23 protein-coding genes are annotated in these 19,054 nt (G+C 58.9%); 14 read left to right on the forward strand and 9 right to left on the reverse strand.

Annotation, left to right across the window (positions count from 1 at the left end; genetic code table 11):
- Nucleotides 1–9 precede the first annotated feature (9 nt).
- The 4 genes from rnhA to ACR0NA_RS14645 all read right to left on the reverse strand — a co-directional run bounded on the left by rnhA (nucleotide 10) and on the right by ACR0NA_RS14645 (nucleotide 2,808).
- The gene (gene rnhA / locus ACR0NA_RS14630; protein WP_170654023.1) at nucleotides 10–477 is read right to left on the reverse strand and encodes a ribonuclease HI; all 468 of its coding nucleotides are present in this window, start codon (nucleotides 475–477) and stop codon (nucleotides 10–12) included.
- Nucleotides 470–1,057 carry a class I SAM-dependent methyltransferase gene (locus ACR0NA_RS14635; protein WP_480729973.1) on the reverse strand — a complete coding sequence of 196 codons (588 nt, stop codon included), beginning with the start codon at nucleotides 1,055–1,057 and terminating at the stop codon, nucleotides 470–472. The genes rnhA and ACR0NA_RS14635 overlap by 8 nt, the downstream gene beginning before the upstream one ends.
- Nucleotides 1,057–2,007 carry a 4-hydroxy-3-methylbut-2-enyl diphosphate reductase gene (gene ispH / locus ACR0NA_RS14640; RefSeq protein WP_480729975.1) on the reverse strand — a complete coding sequence of 317 codons (951 nt, stop codon included), beginning with the start codon at nucleotides 2,005–2,007 and terminating at the stop codon, nucleotides 1,057–1,059. The genes ACR0NA_RS14635 and ispH overlap by 1 nt, the downstream gene beginning before the upstream one ends.
- A gap of 207 nt (nucleotides 2,008–2,214) precedes the next feature.
- Complete coding sequence (locus tag ACR0NA_RS14645; RefSeq protein WP_170654018.1) at nucleotides 2,215–2,808, reverse strand: LabA-like NYN domain-containing protein; 594 nt, start codon at nucleotides 2,806–2,808, stop codon at nucleotides 2,215–2,217.
- Between the two features lie 139 nt (nucleotides 2,809–2,947).
- Here ACR0NA_RS14645 and folK point away from each other — a divergent pair, with 139 nt between their 5' ends.
- The 10 genes from folK (at nucleotide 2,948) to rnc (ending at nucleotide 10,798) form a co-directional block, all read left to right on the forward strand.
- On the forward strand, nucleotides 2,948–3,517 hold the full coding sequence (gene folK, locus ACR0NA_RS14650) for a 2-amino-4-hydroxy-6-hydroxymethyldihydropteridine diphosphokinase (protein ID WP_480729978.1): 570 nt from the start codon (nucleotides 2,948–2,950) through the stop codon (nucleotides 3,515–3,517).
- Nucleotides 3,518–3,610: 93 nt separating this feature from the next.
- Nucleotides 3,611–3,964, forward strand: a complete 354-nt coding sequence (gene rpoZ, locus ACR0NA_RS14655; RefSeq protein WP_170654014.1) for a DNA-directed RNA polymerase subunit omega — start codon at nucleotides 3,611–3,613, stop codon at nucleotides 3,962–3,964.
- Nucleotides 3,965–3,990: 26 nt separating this feature from the next.
- Nucleotides 3,991–6,123: a RelA/SpoT family protein gene (locus ACR0NA_RS14660; protein ID WP_480729982.1), complete on the forward strand. Its 2,133-nt coding sequence runs from the start codon at nucleotides 3,991–3,993 to the stop codon at nucleotides 6,121–6,123.
- A 16-nt stretch (nucleotides 6,124–6,139) separates the two neighbouring features.
- Complete coding sequence (locus tag ACR0NA_RS14665; protein WP_480729984.1) at nucleotides 6,140–6,838, forward strand: DUF2062 domain-containing protein; 699 nt, start codon at nucleotides 6,140–6,142, stop codon at nucleotides 6,836–6,838.
- Complete coding sequence (locus tag ACR0NA_RS14670) at nucleotides 6,831–7,577, forward strand: pyridoxine 5'-phosphate synthase (protein WP_480729987.1); 747 nt, start codon at nucleotides 6,831–6,833, stop codon at nucleotides 7,575–7,577. Before ACR0NA_RS14665 ends, ACR0NA_RS14670 begins: the two co-directional genes overlap by 8 nt.
- Nucleotides 7,574–8,197 carry a LysE family translocator gene (locus ACR0NA_RS14675; protein WP_480729989.1) on the forward strand — a complete coding sequence of 208 codons (624 nt, stop codon included), beginning with the start codon at nucleotides 7,574–7,576 and terminating at the stop codon, nucleotides 8,195–8,197. The genes ACR0NA_RS14670 and ACR0NA_RS14675 overlap by 4 nt, the downstream gene beginning before the upstream one ends.
- Nucleotides 8,194–8,814 (forward strand): LysE family translocator, encoded by a 621-nt coding sequence (locus ACR0NA_RS14680; RefSeq protein WP_480729991.1) that lies wholly within the window; start codon nucleotides 8,194–8,196, stop codon nucleotides 8,812–8,814. The genes ACR0NA_RS14675 and ACR0NA_RS14680 overlap by 4 nt, the downstream gene beginning before the upstream one ends.
- Nucleotides 8,811–9,230 carry a holo-ACP synthase gene (acpS, locus tag ACR0NA_RS14685; protein WP_170654003.1) on the forward strand — a complete coding sequence of 140 codons (420 nt, stop codon included), beginning with the start codon at nucleotides 8,811–8,813 and terminating at the stop codon, nucleotides 9,228–9,230. The genes ACR0NA_RS14680 and acpS overlap by 4 nt, the downstream gene beginning before the upstream one ends.
- A 57-nt stretch (nucleotides 9,231–9,287) precedes the next feature.
- Nucleotides 9,288–10,124, forward strand: coding sequence for a signal peptidase I (lepB, locus tag ACR0NA_RS14690; protein WP_480729994.1), 837 nt, complete (start codon nucleotides 9,288–9,290; stop codon nucleotides 10,122–10,124).
- Complete coding sequence (gene rnc, locus ACR0NA_RS14695) at nucleotides 10,121–10,798, forward strand: ribonuclease III (protein ID WP_480729996.1); 678 nt, start codon at nucleotides 10,121–10,123, stop codon at nucleotides 10,796–10,798. The genes lepB and rnc overlap by 4 nt, the downstream gene beginning before the upstream one ends.
- Nucleotides 10,799–10,809: 11 nt before the next feature.
- On the opposite strand, the gene ACR0NA_RS14700 is transcribed toward rnc, so the two are convergent.
- Complete coding sequence (locus ACR0NA_RS14700; RefSeq protein WP_480729998.1) at nucleotides 10,810–11,574, reverse strand: hypothetical protein; 765 nt, start codon at nucleotides 11,572–11,574, stop codon at nucleotides 10,810–10,812.
- Entirely contained in the window at nucleotides 11,571–12,335 is a 765-nt protein-coding gene (locus ACR0NA_RS14705; protein WP_480730000.1) for a hypothetical protein, read from the reverse strand. Before ACR0NA_RS14705 ends, ACR0NA_RS14700 begins: the two co-directional genes overlap by 4 nt.
- A gap of 255 nt (nucleotides 12,336–12,590) precedes the next feature.
- Here ACR0NA_RS14705 and era point away from each other — a divergent pair, with 255 nt between their 5' ends.
- From era to ACR0NA_RS14720, 3 genes are all read left to right on the forward strand, one after another.
- Nucleotides 12,591–13,499: a GTPase Era gene (gene era / locus ACR0NA_RS14710; protein WP_480730003.1), complete on the forward strand. Its 909-nt coding sequence runs from the start codon at nucleotides 12,591–12,593 to the stop codon at nucleotides 13,497–13,499.
- The gene (locus ACR0NA_RS14715; protein ID WP_480730005.1) at nucleotides 13,496–13,825 is read left to right on the forward strand and encodes a DUF1491 family protein; all 330 of its coding nucleotides are present in this window, start codon (nucleotides 13,496–13,498) and stop codon (nucleotides 13,823–13,825) included. The genes era and ACR0NA_RS14715 overlap by 4 nt, the downstream gene beginning before the upstream one ends.
- A 109-nt stretch (nucleotides 13,826–13,934) precedes the next feature.
- Nucleotides 13,935–15,593, forward strand: coding sequence for a U32 family peptidase (locus ACR0NA_RS14720; protein ID WP_480730008.1), 1,659 nt, complete (start codon nucleotides 13,935–13,937; stop codon nucleotides 15,591–15,593).
- 34 nt (nucleotides 15,594–15,627) lie between these two features.
- Here the strand turns inward: ACR0NA_RS14720 and ACR0NA_RS14725 are convergent, their stop codons facing one another.
- The gene (locus ACR0NA_RS14725) at nucleotides 15,628–15,933 is read right to left on the reverse strand and encodes a hypothetical protein (protein WP_480730010.1); all 306 of its coding nucleotides are present in this window, start codon (nucleotides 15,931–15,933) and stop codon (nucleotides 15,628–15,630) included.
- 136 nt (nucleotides 15,934–16,069) lie between these two features.
- Between ACR0NA_RS14725 and recO the strand changes: the two genes are divergently transcribed.
- Nucleotides 16,070–16,795, forward strand: a complete 726-nt coding sequence (gene recO / locus ACR0NA_RS14730) for a DNA repair protein RecO (RefSeq protein WP_480730060.1) — start codon at nucleotides 16,070–16,072, stop codon at nucleotides 16,793–16,795.
- Here the strand turns inward: recO and ACR0NA_RS14735 are convergent.
- Entirely contained in the window at nucleotides 16,779–17,171 is a 393-nt protein-coding gene (locus tag ACR0NA_RS14735; protein WP_480730012.1) for an META domain-containing protein, read from the reverse strand. The two genes, recO and ACR0NA_RS14735, sit on opposite strands and share 17 nt — an antisense overlap.
- A 130-nt stretch (nucleotides 17,172–17,301) precedes the next feature.
- Nucleotides 17,302–18,993, reverse strand: a complete 1,692-nt coding sequence (locus ACR0NA_RS14740) for an acyl-CoA dehydrogenase family protein (RefSeq protein ID WP_480451989.1) — start codon at nucleotides 18,991–18,993, stop codon at nucleotides 17,302–17,304.
- Between the last annotated feature and the right edge of the window lie 61 nt (nucleotides 18,994–19,054).

The raw sequence follows: 19,054 nt of genomic DNA on the forward strand, positions 1-19,054 counted from the left end.
TGGGCCGGGTCAGACTTTGGCCTTGCCCGGCTTGAACGGGGCCATACCCGCGCGGGCCAGTTCATCGGCCCGCTCGTTCTCAGGATGCCCCGCATGGCCCTTGACCCATTCCCAGGTCACGTCATGACGGCTTTGCGCCTCGTCCAGTCGCTGCCAGAGTTCCACGTTCTTGACCGGCTTTTTGTTCGAGGTCTTCCAGCCATTTCTCTTCCAGCCAAAAATCCAGCCGGTAACGCCGTTCTTTACATAGGCGCTGTCTGTCACCACGGTGATCGTTGACGGTCGTTCCAGTGTCTCCAGTGCGTTGATCGCCGCCAGCAATTCCATGCGGTTGTTGGTTGTCTCGGCCTCGCCGCCGCTCAATTCGCGCTCTTTCAGAACAGCGCCCTTGTCCATGGCGCGCAGCAAGACACCCCAGCCCCCCGGGCCGGGATTGCCGGAACAGGCCCCATCGGTATAGGCGAATAGTTCAGGCATGGGCGAAAACCAGAATGAACCCGTCATACGACCCGGCCAGCCCCTTGCCCATTCCCGTCACGAAACGATCGAGCGTGAACCCGGCCTCGGTCAGAGCCGTCTCAATCTCGGTCTGGGAATAATAGGTGTAGTATCGGTCCAGATGATCACGGTGTTCTCCGGTGCCCAGTTTCATGCCCAGAAAGAGGATACCACCGGGTTTCAGCGCACCATGGATTGCGCCCAGATAACGCGGAAAATCCGCTCGAGGGGCGTGCAGCAGGGAAAAGCTGGCATAGACGCCATCATATTCCGCGGTTTCAGTGACATCATCGAACGTGCCTAGATGCGCATCTACGCCGTTTTCGCGGGCGTACTCGACAAAAGCGGGGGTGGCGTCCAGTGCCCGAACCTTCAGGCCCTGCCGCATCAGAAATGTGCTGTCCGATCCGGGCCCCGAACCCAGATCCAGCACATATCCTGCTGCGCCTACCGCATCCGCAAAGGCCTGCCGCGCCTCAAGCTGTTCGGCGGGCAGCGGCACCTTCAGATAATCCGCAACATGCGAGGTATAGGCGTCGATCGTTTTCCGGTCTGGCATCACGCAGATTGCCGCAGCACGCGCGGCACCTTGAATTCAACATTCTCGATCGCCGTTTCAACCATTTCGACAGTGACGTCAAAACGGGACTGAAACGCCTCGATGACCTCATTCACCAGCACTTCGGGGGCGGATGCCCCGGCGGTGACTGCGATGCTGGAAATACCTGTCAGCGCGCGCCAGTCGATATCCGTGGCGCGCTGGACCAGTTGGGCATAGTTGCAGCCCGCCTTGGAAGCGACCTCAACCAGTCGGCGGGAATTCGAAGAGTTGGGCGCGCCCACAACCAGCAGCGCATCAGATTTAGGTGCTACGATCTTGACCGCTGCTTGCCGGTTGGTGGTGGCATAACAGATGTCTTCCTTGTGTGGTCCGATAATCGCGGGAAAGCGGGCGTGCAATGCCGCGACGATGTCTCTGGTGTCATCGACCGACAGTGTGGTCTGCGTAACGAAAGCCAGTCGTTCGGGATCGCGGACCCGGACATTGGCAACGTCTTCCACGGTTTCCACCAACAGAACTTCGCCATCGGGCAACTGACCCATGGTGCCAACCGTCTCGGGGTGGCCCTTGTGGCCGATCATGATCATCTGCAACCCGGCATCCGCGTGCCTTTGGGCCTCGATATGCACCTTGGACACAAGCGGGCATGTTGCATCCACATAGATCATTTCACGCCGTGCTGCCTCGGCCGGAATGGCCTTGGGAACGCCGTGCGCCGAAAAGATGACAGGGCGATCATCGGGGCATTCGTCCAGTTCCTCGACAAACACCGCACCTTTTGCCTGCAGCCCGTCCACCACGAATTTGTTGTGCACGATTTCGTGTCGCACATAGACCGGCGCGCCCCACTTGGCCAAAGCCATCTCGACGATCTTGATGGCACGGTCCACGCCTGCGCAAAAACCCCTTGGGGCGGCGAGGTAGAGTGTGAGTGGCGGCTTGGTCATGTGGACATCTCCCTGACCCGGACAGGTAAGGTTTTTCGCAGCATTGGTCCAGATGTCATGATGGTGTCATGATCCTGACATCGTCGCGCATTAACGTGATTGGTGTTTAAGCACCGAATGCTAGTTAAAGAAGCGCGGTCAGAATCATAACGATCCTGACCGCGCAATTTCCCATCACTGCGGTTCATGCCAGATATTCCTCTGGCCTTAGCTACCGCCCGCTACCGCGACGCTGCGGGGCTCCCGAGGTTCCCGGGGCTCCATCGGCATTTCACGCGGTGGACGTCCGATGACGTCACGCAGATCTTCCAGCTCGATGAAGTTGTCGGCCTGACGGCGCAACTCGTCCGAGATCATGGGCGGCTGGCTGCGGATGGTCGAAACCACCGAGACGCGAACGCCCTGACGCTGAAGGCTGGCAATTAGCGGGCGGAAATCCCCATCGCCCGAAAACAGCACGATATGATCGACGCGCGGCGCCAGTTCCATGGCATCGACGGTCAGTTCGATATCCATGTTGCCTTTTACCTTACGGCGGCCCATGGAATCGGTATATTCCTTGGCCGGTTTCGTCACCATGGTGAACCCGTTGTAATGCAGCCAATCAACCAATGGGCGGATAGGCGAATACTCATCGTTTTCCAGCAGCGCTGTGTAATAGAACGCCCGAAGCAGTTTTCCCCTGCGCATGAATTCCTGACGCAGCAACTTGTAGTCGATGTCAAAGCCCAGAGCTTTGGCGGCCGCGTAAAGATTCGAGCCATCGATGAACAGCGCTAGCCGTTCGTCCTTATAAAACATAAATAGTCCCTTCCGGTATAACCCAGTGCGCCGTGAGGTTCCGTGAGTGAGTGCGTAATAAATCAGCGCAATGGTGCACCTAATGTAAGAATTTTGACATGTATCGCAAGTATTGTCTGTGCGGAATGAGAGGTGAAATATGGCCGAAACCCGGTCAAAAGCAGTGTTGGCGTTGGGTGCAAATCTCAGCCTGAGAGATAACGGGCCCGAAGTGACCCTGCGAAACGCGCTTGAGGTTCTGAAGGCGGAAAGCGTGGTGATTCGCTCTGTAAGCCGCTTTTTTGGCACTCCGTGCTTCCCGGCGGGGGCCGGGCCGGACTATGTGAATGCTGCTGCGCTGATTGAAACCGATGGTACGCCCGAAGCGTTGCTTGATCTGTTGCACCGGGTCGAGCACGAGTTCGGGCGCGCGCGCGCTCAGCGCTGGGGCATGCGAACACTCGATATCGATCTCGTGTGCTGGGACGACCGGGTTTTGCCTGATCAGGCTGAATATGAACGATGGCTGAGATTGCCTGCAGAAGATCAGGTAAAGCTGGCCCCTGACAAATTGATCCTGCCACATCCCCGTTTGCAGGACCGCGCATTCGTATTGGTGCCCATGGCCGATGTCGCGCCTGATTGGCGCCACCCGGCTCTTGATCTGACGGTAACCGAGATGCTTGCAAAGCTGCCTGAGGCCGATGTGGCCGCGGTTGTCCCGCTTTGATGCGGGCAGAACGGCATTTCCCGCTTGTCAAGGCGTAGAATCGCGCTTAGATAAACCCCTTCCTGACACGGATTCATTTACGGAGAGCGCCCCATGGCCCGCGTGACGGTCGAAGACTGTGTAGACAAGGTTCCGAACCGGTTCGAACTGGTGATGCTTGCCGCCCATCGCGCGCGCGAGGTGTCCGCTGGTGCGGCGATTACCGTGGACCGCGACAATGACAAAAACCCGGTTGTTTCGCTGCGCGAAATCGCTGAGGAAACCCAGAGCGCCGACGAACTGCGCGAGCGTCTGATCGAGGCCAACCAGACCCAGATCGAGGTTGATGAGCCCGAAGAAGATCAGATGGCGCTGCTGATGGGTGCAGAGTCGGACAAGCCTGCTGATGACGACATGTCCGAAGAAAAGCTCCTGCGCGCTCTGATGGAGGCACAGGGCCAGGGGTAATTCCCAAAGACGAAGGTGCGGACCGGATGATTTCTGCTGACGACCTGATTGCGCTGGTCCGCAACTACAACCCAAAAACCAATGCCGACCGCATCGCCCGGGCCTATGAGTTCGGAATGCAGATGCACGAGGGGCAGTTTCGCCACTCAGGCGAGCCTTATTTCACGCATCCTGTCGCTGTCGCCGCCATCCTGACCGAGCAACGGCTGGATGACGCCACCATCATCACCGCATTGCTTCACGATACGATCGAGGACACCAAAGCCAACTACGGCAAAGTGTCTGATCTGTTCGGGGACGAGGTGGCCAAGCTGGTCGACGGCGTAACCAAGCTGACAAACCTGCAGCTCTCCAGCCGTGAGACCAAGCAAGCCGAGAATTTCCGCAAGCTGTTCATGGCGATGTCCAAGGACCTGCGGGTCATTCTGGTGAAGCTCGCCGACCGTCTGCACAACATGCGCACGATCAAGGCGATGCGCCCGGAAAAACAGGTGATCAAAGCGCGCGAGACGATGGATATCTACGCGCCGCTTGCGGGTCGCATGGGTATGCAGTGGATGCGTGAGGAACTGGAAGACCTCGCGTTCCGTGTTCTCAACCCCGAGGGTCGCCAATCGATTATCCGTCGCTTTATCACCCTGCAGCGGGAAACCGGCGACGTGATCCATCGCATCACCGGGGATATGCGCCACGAGCTGGACAAGGCCGGGATCGAGGCCGAAGTCTTTGGCCGCGCCAAGAAACCCTATTCGATCTGGCGCAAGATGCAGGAAAAGGATCAGGGTTTTTCGCGCCTGTCAGATATCTACGGCTTTCGCATAGTCACCCGGTCCGAGGAAGATTGCTATCGCACTCTTGGTGCGATCCACCAACGCTGGCGCGCAGTTCCGGGGCGGTTCAAGGATTATATCAGCCAACCGAAATCGAACGGCTATCGCTCGATCCACACCACGGTGTCGGGGCGCGATGGCAAGCGTGTCGAAGTGCAGATCCGCACACGGCAGATGCACGATGTTGCCGAAACCGGCGTGGCGGCGCACTGGTCGTATCGCGATGGTGTCCGGTCCGAAAACCCGTTTGCCGTGGATCCGGCCAAATGGATTTCCAGTCTGACCGAGCAGTTCGACAACGAAGAAGATCATGACGAGTTCCTCGAAGCCGTGAAGCTCGAGATGTATTCGGATCAGGTCTTTTGTTTCACGCCCAAGGGCGACGTGGTCAAACTGCCGCGCGGGGCGACGCCGATCGACTTTGCCTATGCCATTCACACCCGCATCGGGCATGCTTGTGTTGGCGCCAAGGTGGACGGCATCCGGGTGCCGCTTTGGACACGCCTTAAGAATGGTCAATCGGTGGATATCATTACCGCCGACGGCCAGACGCCTCAGGTGACGTGGCTTGAGATCGCGGTTACCGGCAAGGCCAGAACCGCCATTCGCCGGGCCTTGCGCGAGGTGGATCGTGAACGGTTCATCAAGCTGGGCAAGGAACTGGCCCGTGCAGGGTTTGAACATGTGGGGCGCAAGGCGACAGACAAGGCGCTGGACGCTGCGGCCAAACATCTGCGCCTCAAGGATCGTCACGAATTGCTGGCACGTCTGGGCAGCGCCGAACTGACCGCGCATGAAGTGGTCGAGGCGGTCTATCCCGAACTGACAAAGGACGAGGGCGACGCCATCCCGCTGCGCCGCGCGGTGATCGGTCTGGAACCCGGTCAGAAGTTCGATCGTGCACCCTGCTGTCAGCCTCTGCCCGGTGAGCGCATCGTCGGAATTACCTATCGTGGCAAGGGCGTGGTCGTTCACGCGATCGATTGCGACCGTCTCAGCGAATTTGAGGATGAGCCCGAACGCTGGGTCGATCTGCACTGGCATTCGGGTACGCACCCGGCGGTCTATGCGGCAACGCTTGATCTGACCATCGGCAACGACGCAGGTGTGCTGGGGCGTATTTGCACATTGATCGGCGAGAAAAAGGCCAATATCTCCAATCTGGAATTCGTTGACCGCAAACCGGATTTTTACCGCCTGCTGATCAATGTCGAACTGCGGGATGTGGAACAGCTGCATTCGCTGATGTTGATGCTTGAGGCGGAAAGCGACGTGGCCGCGGTCGAACGGTATCGGGATACGGTGCAGGCGTCGGTAGCGGCGGGTTGAGAAAGGACGATCAGGAGTGGTTTTTAAGCGCCGAGATCGACGCTCACCTGTCCAGATCGCTTCGGAATTCGTTTATCCGCGCGGCGGCTGGACGCGTGCGTTTCACTACGTCAAACACCGGGTGCGTCGGTTACCTGACTCACCCGAACGGATTGCGCGCGGGATAGGCGCTGGTGTTTTCGCTTCGTTTACACCGTTTTACGGGTTTCACTTCTTTGTGGCCGTGGTGCTGGGCCGCCTGATTAACGGTAACATTCTGGCCGCACTCAGCGGAACGTTCTTCGGCAACCCGCTGACATATGTACCGATTGGCGTTGTGTGCCTGCAAACCGGGCATTTCCTTTTGGGCACCGAATTCGAAAAAGGTGAAACCAAGGGGCTCATGGGCAAATTCGCCAGTGCGCTGGGCGATCTCAAGAACAACTTTTTTGCGATGTTCACAGACCGGGTCGCCGACTGGCACGGGCTGAGCATCTTTTATCACGAGGTGTTCTTTCCCTATATGATCGGCGGCATCATTCCCGGGATCGTGGCCGGAACGATCTGTTATTTCCTCAGCCTGCCGGTGACGCGCACCTATCAACAGCGGCGGCGGGCGAAGATCAAAGCGAAATTCGAAGAAATCAAACGACTGGCCGAAGCAAAGGCTGACGTTCCCCAAGCAAACCCATTAGGCTCATCCCAAGGGCCGAAAAAGGATTCGAGCGATGTCTGATAACCATCTGCGTCTGGGTGTGAATATTGACCATGTGGCGACCGTGCGAAATGCCCGGGGCGGGGCCTATCCGGACCCGCTGCGCGCCGCCAAGATCGCCGAAGAGGCGGGCGCGGATGGTATCACCGCGCATCTGCGCGAAGATCGACGTCATATCTCGGACGCTGATATCGACCGCCTGATGGAGGTTCTGTCGGTGCCGCTGAACTTTGAAATGGCTGCGACCGAAGAAATGCAACGGATCGCCCTGCGCCACAAACCACACGCGGTGTGCATCGTGCCGGAAAAGCGCGAGGAGCGCACGACCGAGGGTGGATTGGAAGTGGCGCGTGAGGAAAACAAGCTGGCCCATTTCATCGCCCCGTTGCGTGATGCGGGTTGCCGGGTTTCGATCTTCATTGCTGCGGACAAGAAACAAATCGAAGCGGCCCATCGCATTGGCGCTGAGGTGATCGAGCTTCACACAGGCGCTTACTGCGACGCCCACGCCGAAGGGCACAATGACGACCGCGACCGCGAGTTGGAAGCGCTGCGGGAAATGTCGGCCTTTGCGCACTCGCTGGGGCTCGAGGTTCATGCGGGCCACGGTCTGACCTATGACACGGTCCAGCCTGTCGCCGCCTTCCCCGAGGTGAAAGAGCTGAATATCGGACATTTCCTGATCGGCGAGTCGATCTTTCGCGGCCTCACTCCGGCGATTGCCGAGATGCGCCGCCTGATGGATGAGGCGCGGGCATGATCACGCCCGCCTTCGTTGCCATCTGGTTTGCGTGGCTGATGGCCGGGGGTTCGCCGGGGCCGGCAACGATGGGTATCGCGGGCACCGCCATGAACGAAGGCCGCCATGCCGGTCTGGTTTTCGCCTTGGGCATCTGCGCCGGGTCCGCCGCCTGGGGCATCGCCGCCGCTTTGGGACTGTCGGCGATCATGCTGGCAAATGTCTGGGTGTTCGAGGTGATCCGCTATGTTGGGGTGGCCTATCTGGGCTGGTTGGCGCTCAAGGCGCTGCGCCGTGCCCTGACGTCGGACGAGGTGGCGCTGGGCAAACCTGTCAGCGGTTCGCTGAGAGCCATTTTCGCCAAAGGCGCGGCCATTCACCTGACCAACCCCAAGGCGATCCTGAGCTGGGGCTCGATCTATGCCATCGTGGCCCCAAACGACGCCAGCCTGTCGATGTTGCTGGGCTATTTCGCGATGCTTTATGCGGGCTCGCTGCTCATCTTCATCGGCTACGCGTTCCTGTTTTCATCAGAACGCATGGTCCGCGCCTATCGCCGTGCGCGCAGATGGTTTGATCTGGCCTTTGCCGGGTTCTTCGGAGTGGCGAGCTACAAGATACTGACGGTGCGATTGTCATGATGGATTACGCAGCACTGATCTCAACTGCAGTGGCGTTCTTTGTAGTGGCTGTTTCACCCGGTCCTGCAAATATTTCTAATGCCGCAGTAGCGATGAAATATGGGCGTAAAACCAGCTTGATCTACGGCGCTGGCTTGTCCTGTGGTCTGGTTTTTTGGGGGCTGGTCGCCGCCAGTGGCATGGGTGCAGTTCTGCAATCTTCCTTCTATTTGTTGATGCTGCTCAAAGTTTTGGGCGGGATTTATCTGTTGTGGCTTGCGTGGCAATCTTTCAAGTCGGCCAGATTGCCAAATGGGGAGGCACCAGGCCCAACCAATGGCGGGCGCTGGTTTCTGCGCGGGCTGATACTCAACATGTCAAACCCAAAATCAGTGGTCGCATGGATGGCGGCTTTGGCGATTGGGATTGGCCCCAATGACAGCCTGCTGAACGTGGCTGCTGCGACTCTGGCCTGTGTCATGGTTGGATTTTTGAACAACGCGCTGTATTCGTTGCTGTTCTCAGTTGATGGTATGATGCAGGCTTATCGCCGTTGCCGCCGTTGGATAGATGGCGTCGCGGCCGGGTTGTTTGCATTAGGCGGTGTTGGATTGATCAGGTCGGCGTTCTCCAGATGATTTTAGGAATTGGCACAGACCTCGCAAATATCGACCGTATCCAAGGTACGCTTGACCGGTTCGGCGACCGGTTCCGCAATCGTGTTTTCACTGATATCGAACAGCGCAAGGCTGAACGTCGTCACGACACCGCCGGTACCTACGCCAAACGCTGGGCCGCGAAAGAGGCGTGTTCCAAGGCGCTGGGAACCGGTCTGCGCATGGGCATCGCGTGGAAGGACATGGCCGTCACAAATCTGCGCACCGGTCAGCCGGTGATGCACGTGACCGGTTGGGCGGCGGAACGCCTGAAAGAGATGACGCCCGATGGGCATGAGGCGATCATCCACGTCACCCTGACCGACGATCATCCCTGGGCGCAGGCATTTGTGGTGATCGAGGCGCGGCCCATTCACGAAGCGCCGTCCCGGCCTTGACTTGCCCCCATCAGCCCCGCATGTAGCACCGCAACGACGCAAGGACCGGAGAGCAGCATGGCCGAGGAAGCCAAAACAGGAAACGCCTTTTGGGAGACGATCAAAACCGTCGTCTATGCCCTTCTGATTGCGGGCGTTTTCCGCACGCTGTTCTTTCAGCCATTCTGGATTCCCTCAGGCTCGATGAAGCCTACCCTGTTGATCGGTGACTTTCTGTTCGTCAACAAGATGGCCTATGGCTATTCCTACGCCTCCTGTCCCAGCCTGATCGTCCCCAGCCTTGGGCTGAATATTGATGCCGAGGATATCTGCGGCTGGATGAAAGGCGACAATACCCGCATCATGGGTGGTGAACCCGAGCGCGGCGATGTCATCGTGTTCCGCCATCCCGTGACCGGGCGTGACTATATCAAGCGTGTCATCGGGTTGCCGGGGGACAAGGTGCAGGTTCGCGACGGCGTGATCATTCTGAACGGCACACCTGTCAAACAGGTTCCGGATGGCCTCTTTACCGAGATCGCCGAACCTCAGGGGCCGCAACGCCTGCGTCCGCGCTGCGAAAACGGCCCGGTCGGGATCGGGGGTATCTGTGAGAAATCGCGCCTGATCGAAACGCTGCCCAGCGGCCTGTCCTATGATATCCTGAACATCGGAAATCAGGCTGCGGACAATACCGGCATCTATGTCGTTCCCGAAGGCCACTATTTCTTTATGGGCGACAACCGGGACAACTCCAGCGACAGCCGCGTACCGCAATCGGTCGGCGGAGTAGGGTTCGTTCCGTATGAGGATCTGCTGGGTCGTGCGGATCGCATCATGTTCTCGTCCGCGGGCCGGTCGATGTTCTTCTTTTGGACATGGCGCGGCGATCGCTTTTTCAAGGCGATCAATTGAAGATCTCGGCCGAGATAAAAGCCTTTCAGCAGCGGCTCGGGTATGAGTTTTCCGACCCTGCACTGCTGCTGCGGGCGTTGACCCATGGATCGGTATCGTCCTCTACCAGGCCCGACAATCAGCGACTGGAGTTTCTGGGCGATCGGGTTCTGGGGCTGGTGATGGCGACGGCACTGCTGGAAGCCGACCAAAAGGCCACCGAAGGGCAGCTGGCACCACGCTTCAATGCATTGGTGCGCAAGGAAGCCTGCGCTGACGTGGCGCGGCAGATCGATCTGGGTGCCGTCCTGAAACTGGGCCGGTCCGAGATGCTGTCAGGCGGGCGGCGCAAGTTGGCGCTTTTGGGTGACGCGATGGAGGCGGTTATCGCCGCCATCTACCGCGATGCAGGGTTCGAGGCCGCAAGAGAAGTCATCCTGCGTCTGTGGGGCGACCGGATCTACAATGTCGAGGCCGACGCGCGTGATGCCAAGACCGCATTGCAGGAATGGGCTCAGGCGCGCCGACAGAGCCCGCCCTCATATGTCGAGGTTTCGCGCAGCGGCCCCGATCATGCGCCTATCTTTACCATCGCGGCCAGATTGCAGGACGGAACCGAGGCACAGGCGACCGCAGGCTCGAAACGTCAGGCCGAACAGGCCGCCGCAAAGGCCCTTCTGGACCGGTTGGGCTGATCCGGATCAGGTCAGGGTTTCGGGGGAAGAACCCCCTTGGCCTGAAGCACGGCAAGTACATCCAGTATCGTGGCTGTACTGACATCGAATGACCCGTTAAGGCGGACACCCGCCCCGCCATCGCCGATCTCATACGTCCCGCCAGAGCTGTAATCCGGATCAAGTGAAGCCAGATCCGTCGGAAGTTCAGGGCAAATCGGAAACCTGTCGGAGACAGCCGCCCCGGCCCGCAGGAAAACCGAGCGGGCGGTTTGCAGGAACTCTTCCTGATCCTCCGAAAGGGAAGGTGGGTTGTTCAGGGTCATATCCACATCCGCCAATTCGAAATAGATGCACTGATCGCGCAGCTCAGCTGAGGCTGAGGTCGTAAACTCAATGCCTCCTGTGGCCAACAGTGCTTCGCGCTCCGGAGGCTGTCCGATGCTTCTGCGGCACTTGTAGGTGTTCAGTTCAAACCGGCCCGTCACGGTCAGGACTTTGTCATCCGCCCGGGCACTCAGCGCATCCAGCGATATCTCTGCGTTGCAGGCATCGGTAAAGGTTGCGCCTGTCAGAAGAACGGGAAGCTGCCTTTGAATATCCCGAAGATCGACTGTGGCATCGACGCCAATACGCGTGGTCGCGACTTCTGCCAGTTCAAGTTTGATGTGATACGGTACATCCGAATTGCCAATCGTCACATCACGCGAAAAATCAAAGGACACCGGCTCTGCACCGGCATGGGTACACAGCAAGGTCAGGGTCGCAGCGGCAGTTCGCAGAAATAGGTTTTTCATTCTCCGCCCTCCGCGTCGCCTTTTTCCTGCAGCAACCGCAACAGATCCAACAGCGTTGCCGCACTGGTATCGACTGATCCCGACAAACTCGAGCCGACCCCGCCGCTGCCAATTTCGCGTGTGCCTCCGGACGTGAACCGGGGATCAAGGCTGGCCAGCTCTTCGGGCAAGGTTGGGCAAACCGGATTGTCGGCCAGAACCTCTGCGCTTTTTTCGACAATCAATGTCTCGGCTTTTTCCGTCAATCCGATCCAATCGGACACGCTGCCGACAAATCCCTGCGGATCCAGGTCCAGATCGACAAGGCGAAACTTAACGCAATTCCGGCTGACATCAGCGGTGGCTCTGACCTGAACATCGACGTTTTGCCCGAACAGCAACACGCCCCGGTAATGCACCTTGGGGTCTTTGGTGTTGCAGGCATAGAATTTGGCCTGAAACTGCCCGCGCAGGATGACAGCGTTCTGTTCGGCCTGAACGTCCGAGACCGCCAGCGCGAATTTCTGTTTGCAGGTCTCCTCCAGCACGTTCGACAGCAGCGCAGGCGCAAGCTTCTGAACCGTGCGCAGATCCAGAAACGTATCGACCCCAAGACGTGTTTCCGAGATTTCGCTGAGCGAGACATAAAGTGAATACGGAAGCTGCCTTTCTTTGACAGGCAGAGAATCCTGAATTTTGAACTCAACGCTTTCAGCGGCCAGACTGCTGGCCGCCGTGGCCAGCCCAAGACCAAGCGACACAAGGCGGAATAGTCGCGCCAAACTGAAATTTGTCCTTTTGCCCGAAATTTCGGTCACTTTCACCCCCGCCTCGCGTTCGTGGGCACACTGTAACAGCATTTGGTTCTTTGGTTTCAACAATTTACACGGGCCTCAATTCTGGCGGGCCGCCCGGATTCCTCGATGGCCCGGGTACTTGGTGCAGAAATGCCCAACCCCCTGTTGCAGGGCAAATCCCTCTGGCCCGGGACGCCATTCTGCTATAGGGATGCTGGCCTGCAAACAGGATCGCAAAACATGACCACAAGCGCCGGATTCATCGCCCTGATCGGAGAGCCCAATGCGGGCAAATCAACGCTGCTGAACCGCATGGTCGGGGCCAAGGTCTCGATCGTGACGCATAAGGTGCAGACCACGCGCGCGCGCATCCGTGGCGTGGCTATCGAAGGGGACGCGCAGCTGGTGTTTGTAGATACGCCCGGTCTGTTCAAGCCCCGTCGTCGACTGGATCGCGCCATGGTGGCAGCAGCATGGGGCGGAGCGGCCGACGCTGATGTCGTCGTTCTGATGGTCGAGGCCCATCGCGGCGTGACCGAAGGTGTCGAACGCATTCTGGAGGGGCTGAACGAGATAGGGCAGGACCGCAAGGTGGCGTTGGCAATCAACAAGATCGACAAGGTTCCGTCCGAGAAACTACTGGCGCTTACCAGCGACCTCAACGCGCGCTACCCGTTTGCCGAAACCTTCATGATCTCGGCCGAACGTGGCTATGGCGTCGATGACCTGCGCAAGTGGCTGGCCGCAGAATTGCCCGAGGGCCCGTGGCTGTATCCCGAGGATCAGATAGCCGATCTGCCGATGCGTATGATCGCGGCTGAGATGACGCGCGAGAAACTGACCCTGCGCCTGCATCAGGAACTGCCCTATCAGTTGACTGTTGAAACCGAAAACTGGGAAGAGCGCAAAGACGGCTCGGCCAAGATCGATCAGGTGATCTACGTCATGCGCGACGGCCACAAGGGCATCGTGCTAGGCAAACGTGGCGAGACCATCAAGGCCGTCAGTCAGGCCGCCCGCGCCGAACTGGAAGAGTTCCTTGATCGCAAAATCCACTTGTTCCTGCAGGTGAAAGTACGGCCCAACTGGCTGGAGGAATCCGAGCGGTATTCGGAAATGGGTCTGGATTTCAAAGACGGCAACGCATGACCCGTCTGACAGCTGAATTCTGGGTCCATGCCTATCTGGCGCGGCTGCGATTTCAGGAAATTCCCGCCTTTGTGGTCGCTCATGGTGACGACACGGCGGGCGCGGTTCTGGTCAAGCTCAACACTCTCGATGGTCAGGCCGTTGCGTTCCAGCGCAGTTTCGACCTGATGAGTGGTGAGCGGAAATGGGTGGAACTGTCCAGCGGTGCAGAGCCCGAAGTGGACGAAACCATCCACCGTCAACGCGGTTTCGATCCCGATTTGTGGGTGATCGAGGTTGAGGATCGGCAGGGACGGCATTTGCTGGGTGACGAAGGGCTGGAGTAGGCTGACAACCGCAAAGCCCGATGGCACCTTTTGCCTGCAACAGTTTCCGGTTCACAATGCCCGGAATTTCTCTTAGAACGCGCCATTCTTTCATCGTCCGGCCGGTTCCATGACACAGAAACGCTCAGAATTGCTGATGCCTGCGGGCAACCTGCGCAAACTGAAAATGGCGATCCTTTATGGTGCCGATGCGGTCTATCTAGGCACCCCGGACATGTCTCTGCGCACGAAATCCGAGTTCTCACTGGAGGATGTGATCGAGGGGGTCGCATTCTGCCACGCGCACGGGCGCCGCGCCTACCTGACGCTGAACCTGTTTTCGCACAACAAGGACATCCCCAAGCTCGACGAATACATCGACACCGTGCGTAAGGTGAAACCGGACGGGCTGATCGTGGCCGACCCGGGCGTGTTCCAATACGTGCACGAACGCGCGCCGGAACTGCCGCTGCATATATCGACGCAAAGCAACATCTGTTCATGGCTTTCGGTGAAGTTCTGGCAGGAACAGGGGGCTGAACTTTGTGTCCTGGCCCGCGAGGTCTCGTTTTCCGAGCTCAAGGAAATCCGCGAGAAATGCCCCAACATCAAGCTTGAGGCTTTCGTGCATGGCGCCATGTGCATGACCTATTCCGGCCGATGCCTGCTGTCGAATTTCATGGCCGAGCGAGGCGCCAATCAGGGAAATTGCGCCAACTCCTGCCGGTGGAACTACACATTCCGGATGCGGATGAAGGACGGCACCGTCCAGGATCTGAACATCACCGACGAGAATGCGGACATGTTCGAGTTTCTGCTTGAGGAAGGTTGCCGCCCTGGTGAATTGATGCCGATCGAGGAAGACGGGCGCGGTTCGTACATCCTGAACTCCAAGGATCTGTGCATCATGCCGAAACTCGACGAATATCTGGCAATCGGCGTGGACAGCCTCAAGGTCGAAGGGCGCGGTAAGTCTGAGTATTATTGCGCTATCGTGGCCCGCGCCTATCGCATGGCTATCGATGACTATTACGCCGATCCCGAAAACTGGGACCCGAAGCCCTATATGCGCGAGCTTGAGGCGGTTGGAAACCGGGGCTACACACTGGCCTTCCACGAGGGGCGGCTGACCAACTATTCGCATGGCTACGAACACACCGCCTCGCTTGCCCAATGGGAATATGCAGGCGTAGTGACCGAGGTGACCGGGGATGCGTTTCTGGTTGAGGTCAAGAACAAGCTCGTCGCCGGGGAGGTGCTGGAATTTGTTTCTCCCATCGCAAGCGAGACCGTTCTTCTGCGGGTTTACGATTTCGAACGGGCCGAGGATGGCGCTCGGCTGGACGTAGTGCAGGGCAGCACAAAAACGGTGATCCGTCTGCCGTTCGCTCTGTTCGATCACGAAGACATCGACGACCTGCGTGCTCGTTTCCCCGCGCTTTCAGTGATGCGCAAGGAACGGGCGCTAACCGAAGAACAGTGGAACCGGGTTCGTTTCGACAAGCTTACGCAGGGGCTGGAGCTGTCGGGTCGGGATAATCCCAAAGCCTATGCCCGCCGTCGCGACGATCTGGTCGAAAGCATCGGCGAGGGCGGCAACGAGCGGCGGTTCAAGACCAACCGCGTGGGCACCGACGGCTGCTGTGGCAGGGGGTGCAACGGTTGCCTGATCTTCTGGCAGGACGACCAGTATGCACGCGCCCGCGAAGTTTTGTTGAAGCGTAAACAGGGTGAGCAGCTCAGCCGGGCCGAAGCCTCATCGCTGAAGCAGGTCGACGCAATATCCTGAACTCCGGGGCGCGCTGCCAAACCGTGCCGGGGTCCTACCACCCGCCGGTCTTGGCCGTGATGTCGTGGCCTGTGGCGCCTGGTGCGCCTCCGGCGAATTCCCGCACCTTGCCCGCGAACTCCTTGAAATAGGGCTGGGCCTGCACATGGGCCAGCGTCTCGGCGCTGTCCCATCGACCCCAGTGAAACCGGGTCTTGCCATCGTCCGCGACAGCGACCTGATAAGTGAATTTACCGGATGCGTCTGGATCTGCGTTGATCGCAGCAATGAACGCGCCGGTTGCGGCGGTCCAATCATCTTCGTTGCCGCTGTATTCGTAGGTGATCGTGATCCCGCGCATAACGAATTCCTCTTTTTAACATGATTGTTAAATAGCTTTCAGAACACAGGGCAGGTTGTCAAGGGCGATGACCCTTGCAGGAGGCCCCTGGTTGCGGTCTTTTAGCCGTGCCGGAACATTGGGGTGGGTACGAGATTTGGATTGGCGAGATCACGGCATACTGCTGACTACCCGCCGCCATGGTGAAACTGCAGCCATTATCGAGGTCTTTACCGAATCTCACGGTCGCCACGCAGGTGTCGTGCGAGGTGGGACAAGTCGCAAGGTCGCGCCGATCCTGCAACCGGGCGCGCAACTTGACGTCATCTGGCGCGCGCGGCTTGAAGAGCATTTGGGCGCTTTTCAGGTCGAACCGCTGCGGTCGCGCGCCGCGGCGGCGTTTTCCGGGCGTCTGGCCCTGGCCGGTCTGAATGCGGTGATTTCACTGCTGTCTTTCTGTTTGCCTGAACGCGAACCCCACCCGCGCATCTACACCCCGACCGAGCGGTTGATGGACCTGCTCGGTCAGGATGACATCTGGCCACTAGCCTATCTGCGCTGGGAACTGGCGTTGCTCGAAGAGTTGGGTTTTGGCCTTGACCTGACCAGCTGTGCGGTGACCGGCGCGCGCGAAGGGCTGATCTATGTCTCGCCCAAATCCGGGCGCGCAGTCAGTGCGGACGGGGCCGGGGAATGGGCGGACAGGCTGTTGCCGTTGCCGCCTTGCCTGCGCGGCGAAGGAACTGCCCCCGATGATGAAATCGCGACGGGTCTGAAGACAACCGGCTATTTTCTTGAACACCGGGTCGCACCTGCGTTGGGTCACACCCCCTTGCCAGAGGCGCGTGCCAGATTTGTCGAGCGGTTTACTCGGCGGCTTTGAACAGCATCTCGTGCCCGTCCTCGTTCCGCAGGATCAGAACATCGCCCGAAACTTCGGACTGTGTCATGGCCATGAGCGCCGCGAAATATACCCCTTCGGCTTCCAGATCGGGGCAGGCGGCGCGGGTAGCGGCCAGATCAGTGATTTCGAACCACGGATAGGGCGCGTCGAGCGTGCCACTAAAGCTGTTACAGGGCGCCCGCCCGGCGATCTGACCCGCTTCGGGAAAACTGATCGTGGCTGATACGCCAAATGGCTGCCCATCGATTTCCTGCAATGTCCATGTGCGATCTGCGGCGCCATAGGCGGCGACGGATTCATCCCTGTCGCACTGGAACAGGGCCAACAAGGGCAAGATCAATGTTACGCGCAGCATCACGGCCTCCGTTCAACACGATGGTCCTAGCGGAACAGAAAGCACCAATGCAATGGCATCATGATGTCGCAAAAGAAAAGGCCCGGTTTCGACACCGGGCCCAGTTGGGGAAATATGACCGGTCGGCAGCCTAGCTGAGCAGCCGACGCGCGATCACCTGCGCCTGAATTTCAGCGGCGCCTTCAAAGATGTTCAAGATGCGGGCGTCGCACAGAACGCGGGAAATCTTGTACTCCAGCGCAAAGCCGTTGCCGCCGTGAATCTGCAATCCGTTGTCTGCCGCTGCCCAGGCCACACGCGCGCCCAGCAGTTTGGCCATTCCGGCCTCAAGGTCGCAGCGCTGGCCGTGATCCTTTTCCCAGGCCGAGAAATAGGTCAGCTGGCGCGCGATCATGACCTCGACCGCCATCATCGCCAGTTTACCGGAGACGCGGGGGAAATTGATCAGGGATTTACCGAACTGCTTGCGGTCCTGTGCGTATTGCATGGCGATATCCAGCGCACATTGCGCAACGCCTATGGCGCGGGCCGCAGTTTGGATCCGTGCGGATTCGAAGGTTTCCATGAGTTGTTTAAAGCCCTTGCCCTCTTCTCCGCCCAGCAGGTTCTCACCTTTGACATGGAAGCCATCAAAGCCCAGCTCGTATTCCTTCATGCCACGATAGCCCAGAACCTCGATCTCGCCGCCGGTCATGCCGGGAGTGGGAAAAGGGTTCTCGTCCGTGCCGGGTGTCTTTTCTGCCAAGAACATCGACAGGCCACGGTGATCCGTCGTGTCCGGATTGGTGCGCGCCAGCAGGGTCATCACATGGGTCCGTGCGGCGTGGGTAATCCAGGTTTTGTTGCCGGTGATCTTGTAATCGCCGTTTTCATCCTTCACCGCGCGGGTGCGCAGCGAACCCAGATCAGACCCCGTATTCGGTTCAGTGAATACGGCCGTCGGCAGGATTTCAGCGCTGGCAATGCGGGGCAGCCAGCTTGCCTTCTGCTCGTCCGTTCCCCCCGCGATGATCAGTTCGGCGGCAATTTCCGAGCGGGTGCCGAGTGAGCCGACACCGATATAACCGCGCGACAGTTCCTCGGACACGACGCACATCGATGCCTTTGACAGGCCGAACCCGCCGAATTCCTCGGGGATGGTCAGGCCAAAGACGCCCATCTCTGCCAGTTCCTCGATGATTTCCATCGGGATCAGTTCATCGTTCAGATGCCAGTCATGCGCGTTTGGTTCGACCTTTTCCTGCGCATAGCGGCGAAACTGGTCACGGATCATTTCCAGTTCTTCGTCCAGACCGGATGCGCCGAACATGGTGGCGCCGGACTGGGCCTCCATCAGCTCGACCAGACGGGTGCGCGCGGCCTGAGTGTTGGCCTGACCCATCAATGTCTGCACTTCCGCGCACTGGAAGCCAGACAGCGCGTCCCAGCCCAATCCCAGATCCTGCAGGCGCACGACCTCGGTCTGGTTCATCGGGATACCGCCCGCGACCTGATGCAAGTATTCTCCAAACGCAATCTGGTGCAGCAACTGCTCCATCTCGCCAAACTTGCCCTGCGCCTCCAATGCCTCGGCCCAGCGCTGCATCTGTTGCAGAGACTGGTTGTAGGTGGCCAGCCAGGACAGGCCATGCGCGGCCGTCTGGTTCGCCTCGATCAGTGCGCCAGACACCTTGCCATCGCTGCTCACCATGGCCCGGACAGAATCGCGGGCGCGTTCAAAAACGGTTTCGACAGCGGGCAGGGCCGCACGGGTCAAAGCCAGAAGATCGGGCAAAATTGCAGGTGTTGTCATATCGGTCACATCCTGTCCGTCATGGGCCATGAATCACGTCCTTCTTTCGGGTTGTCTGGTCATATCATGCTGCACGTGCAGCGCAACAAAA

This window comes from Ruegeria sp. C11, from assembly GCF_056537725.1.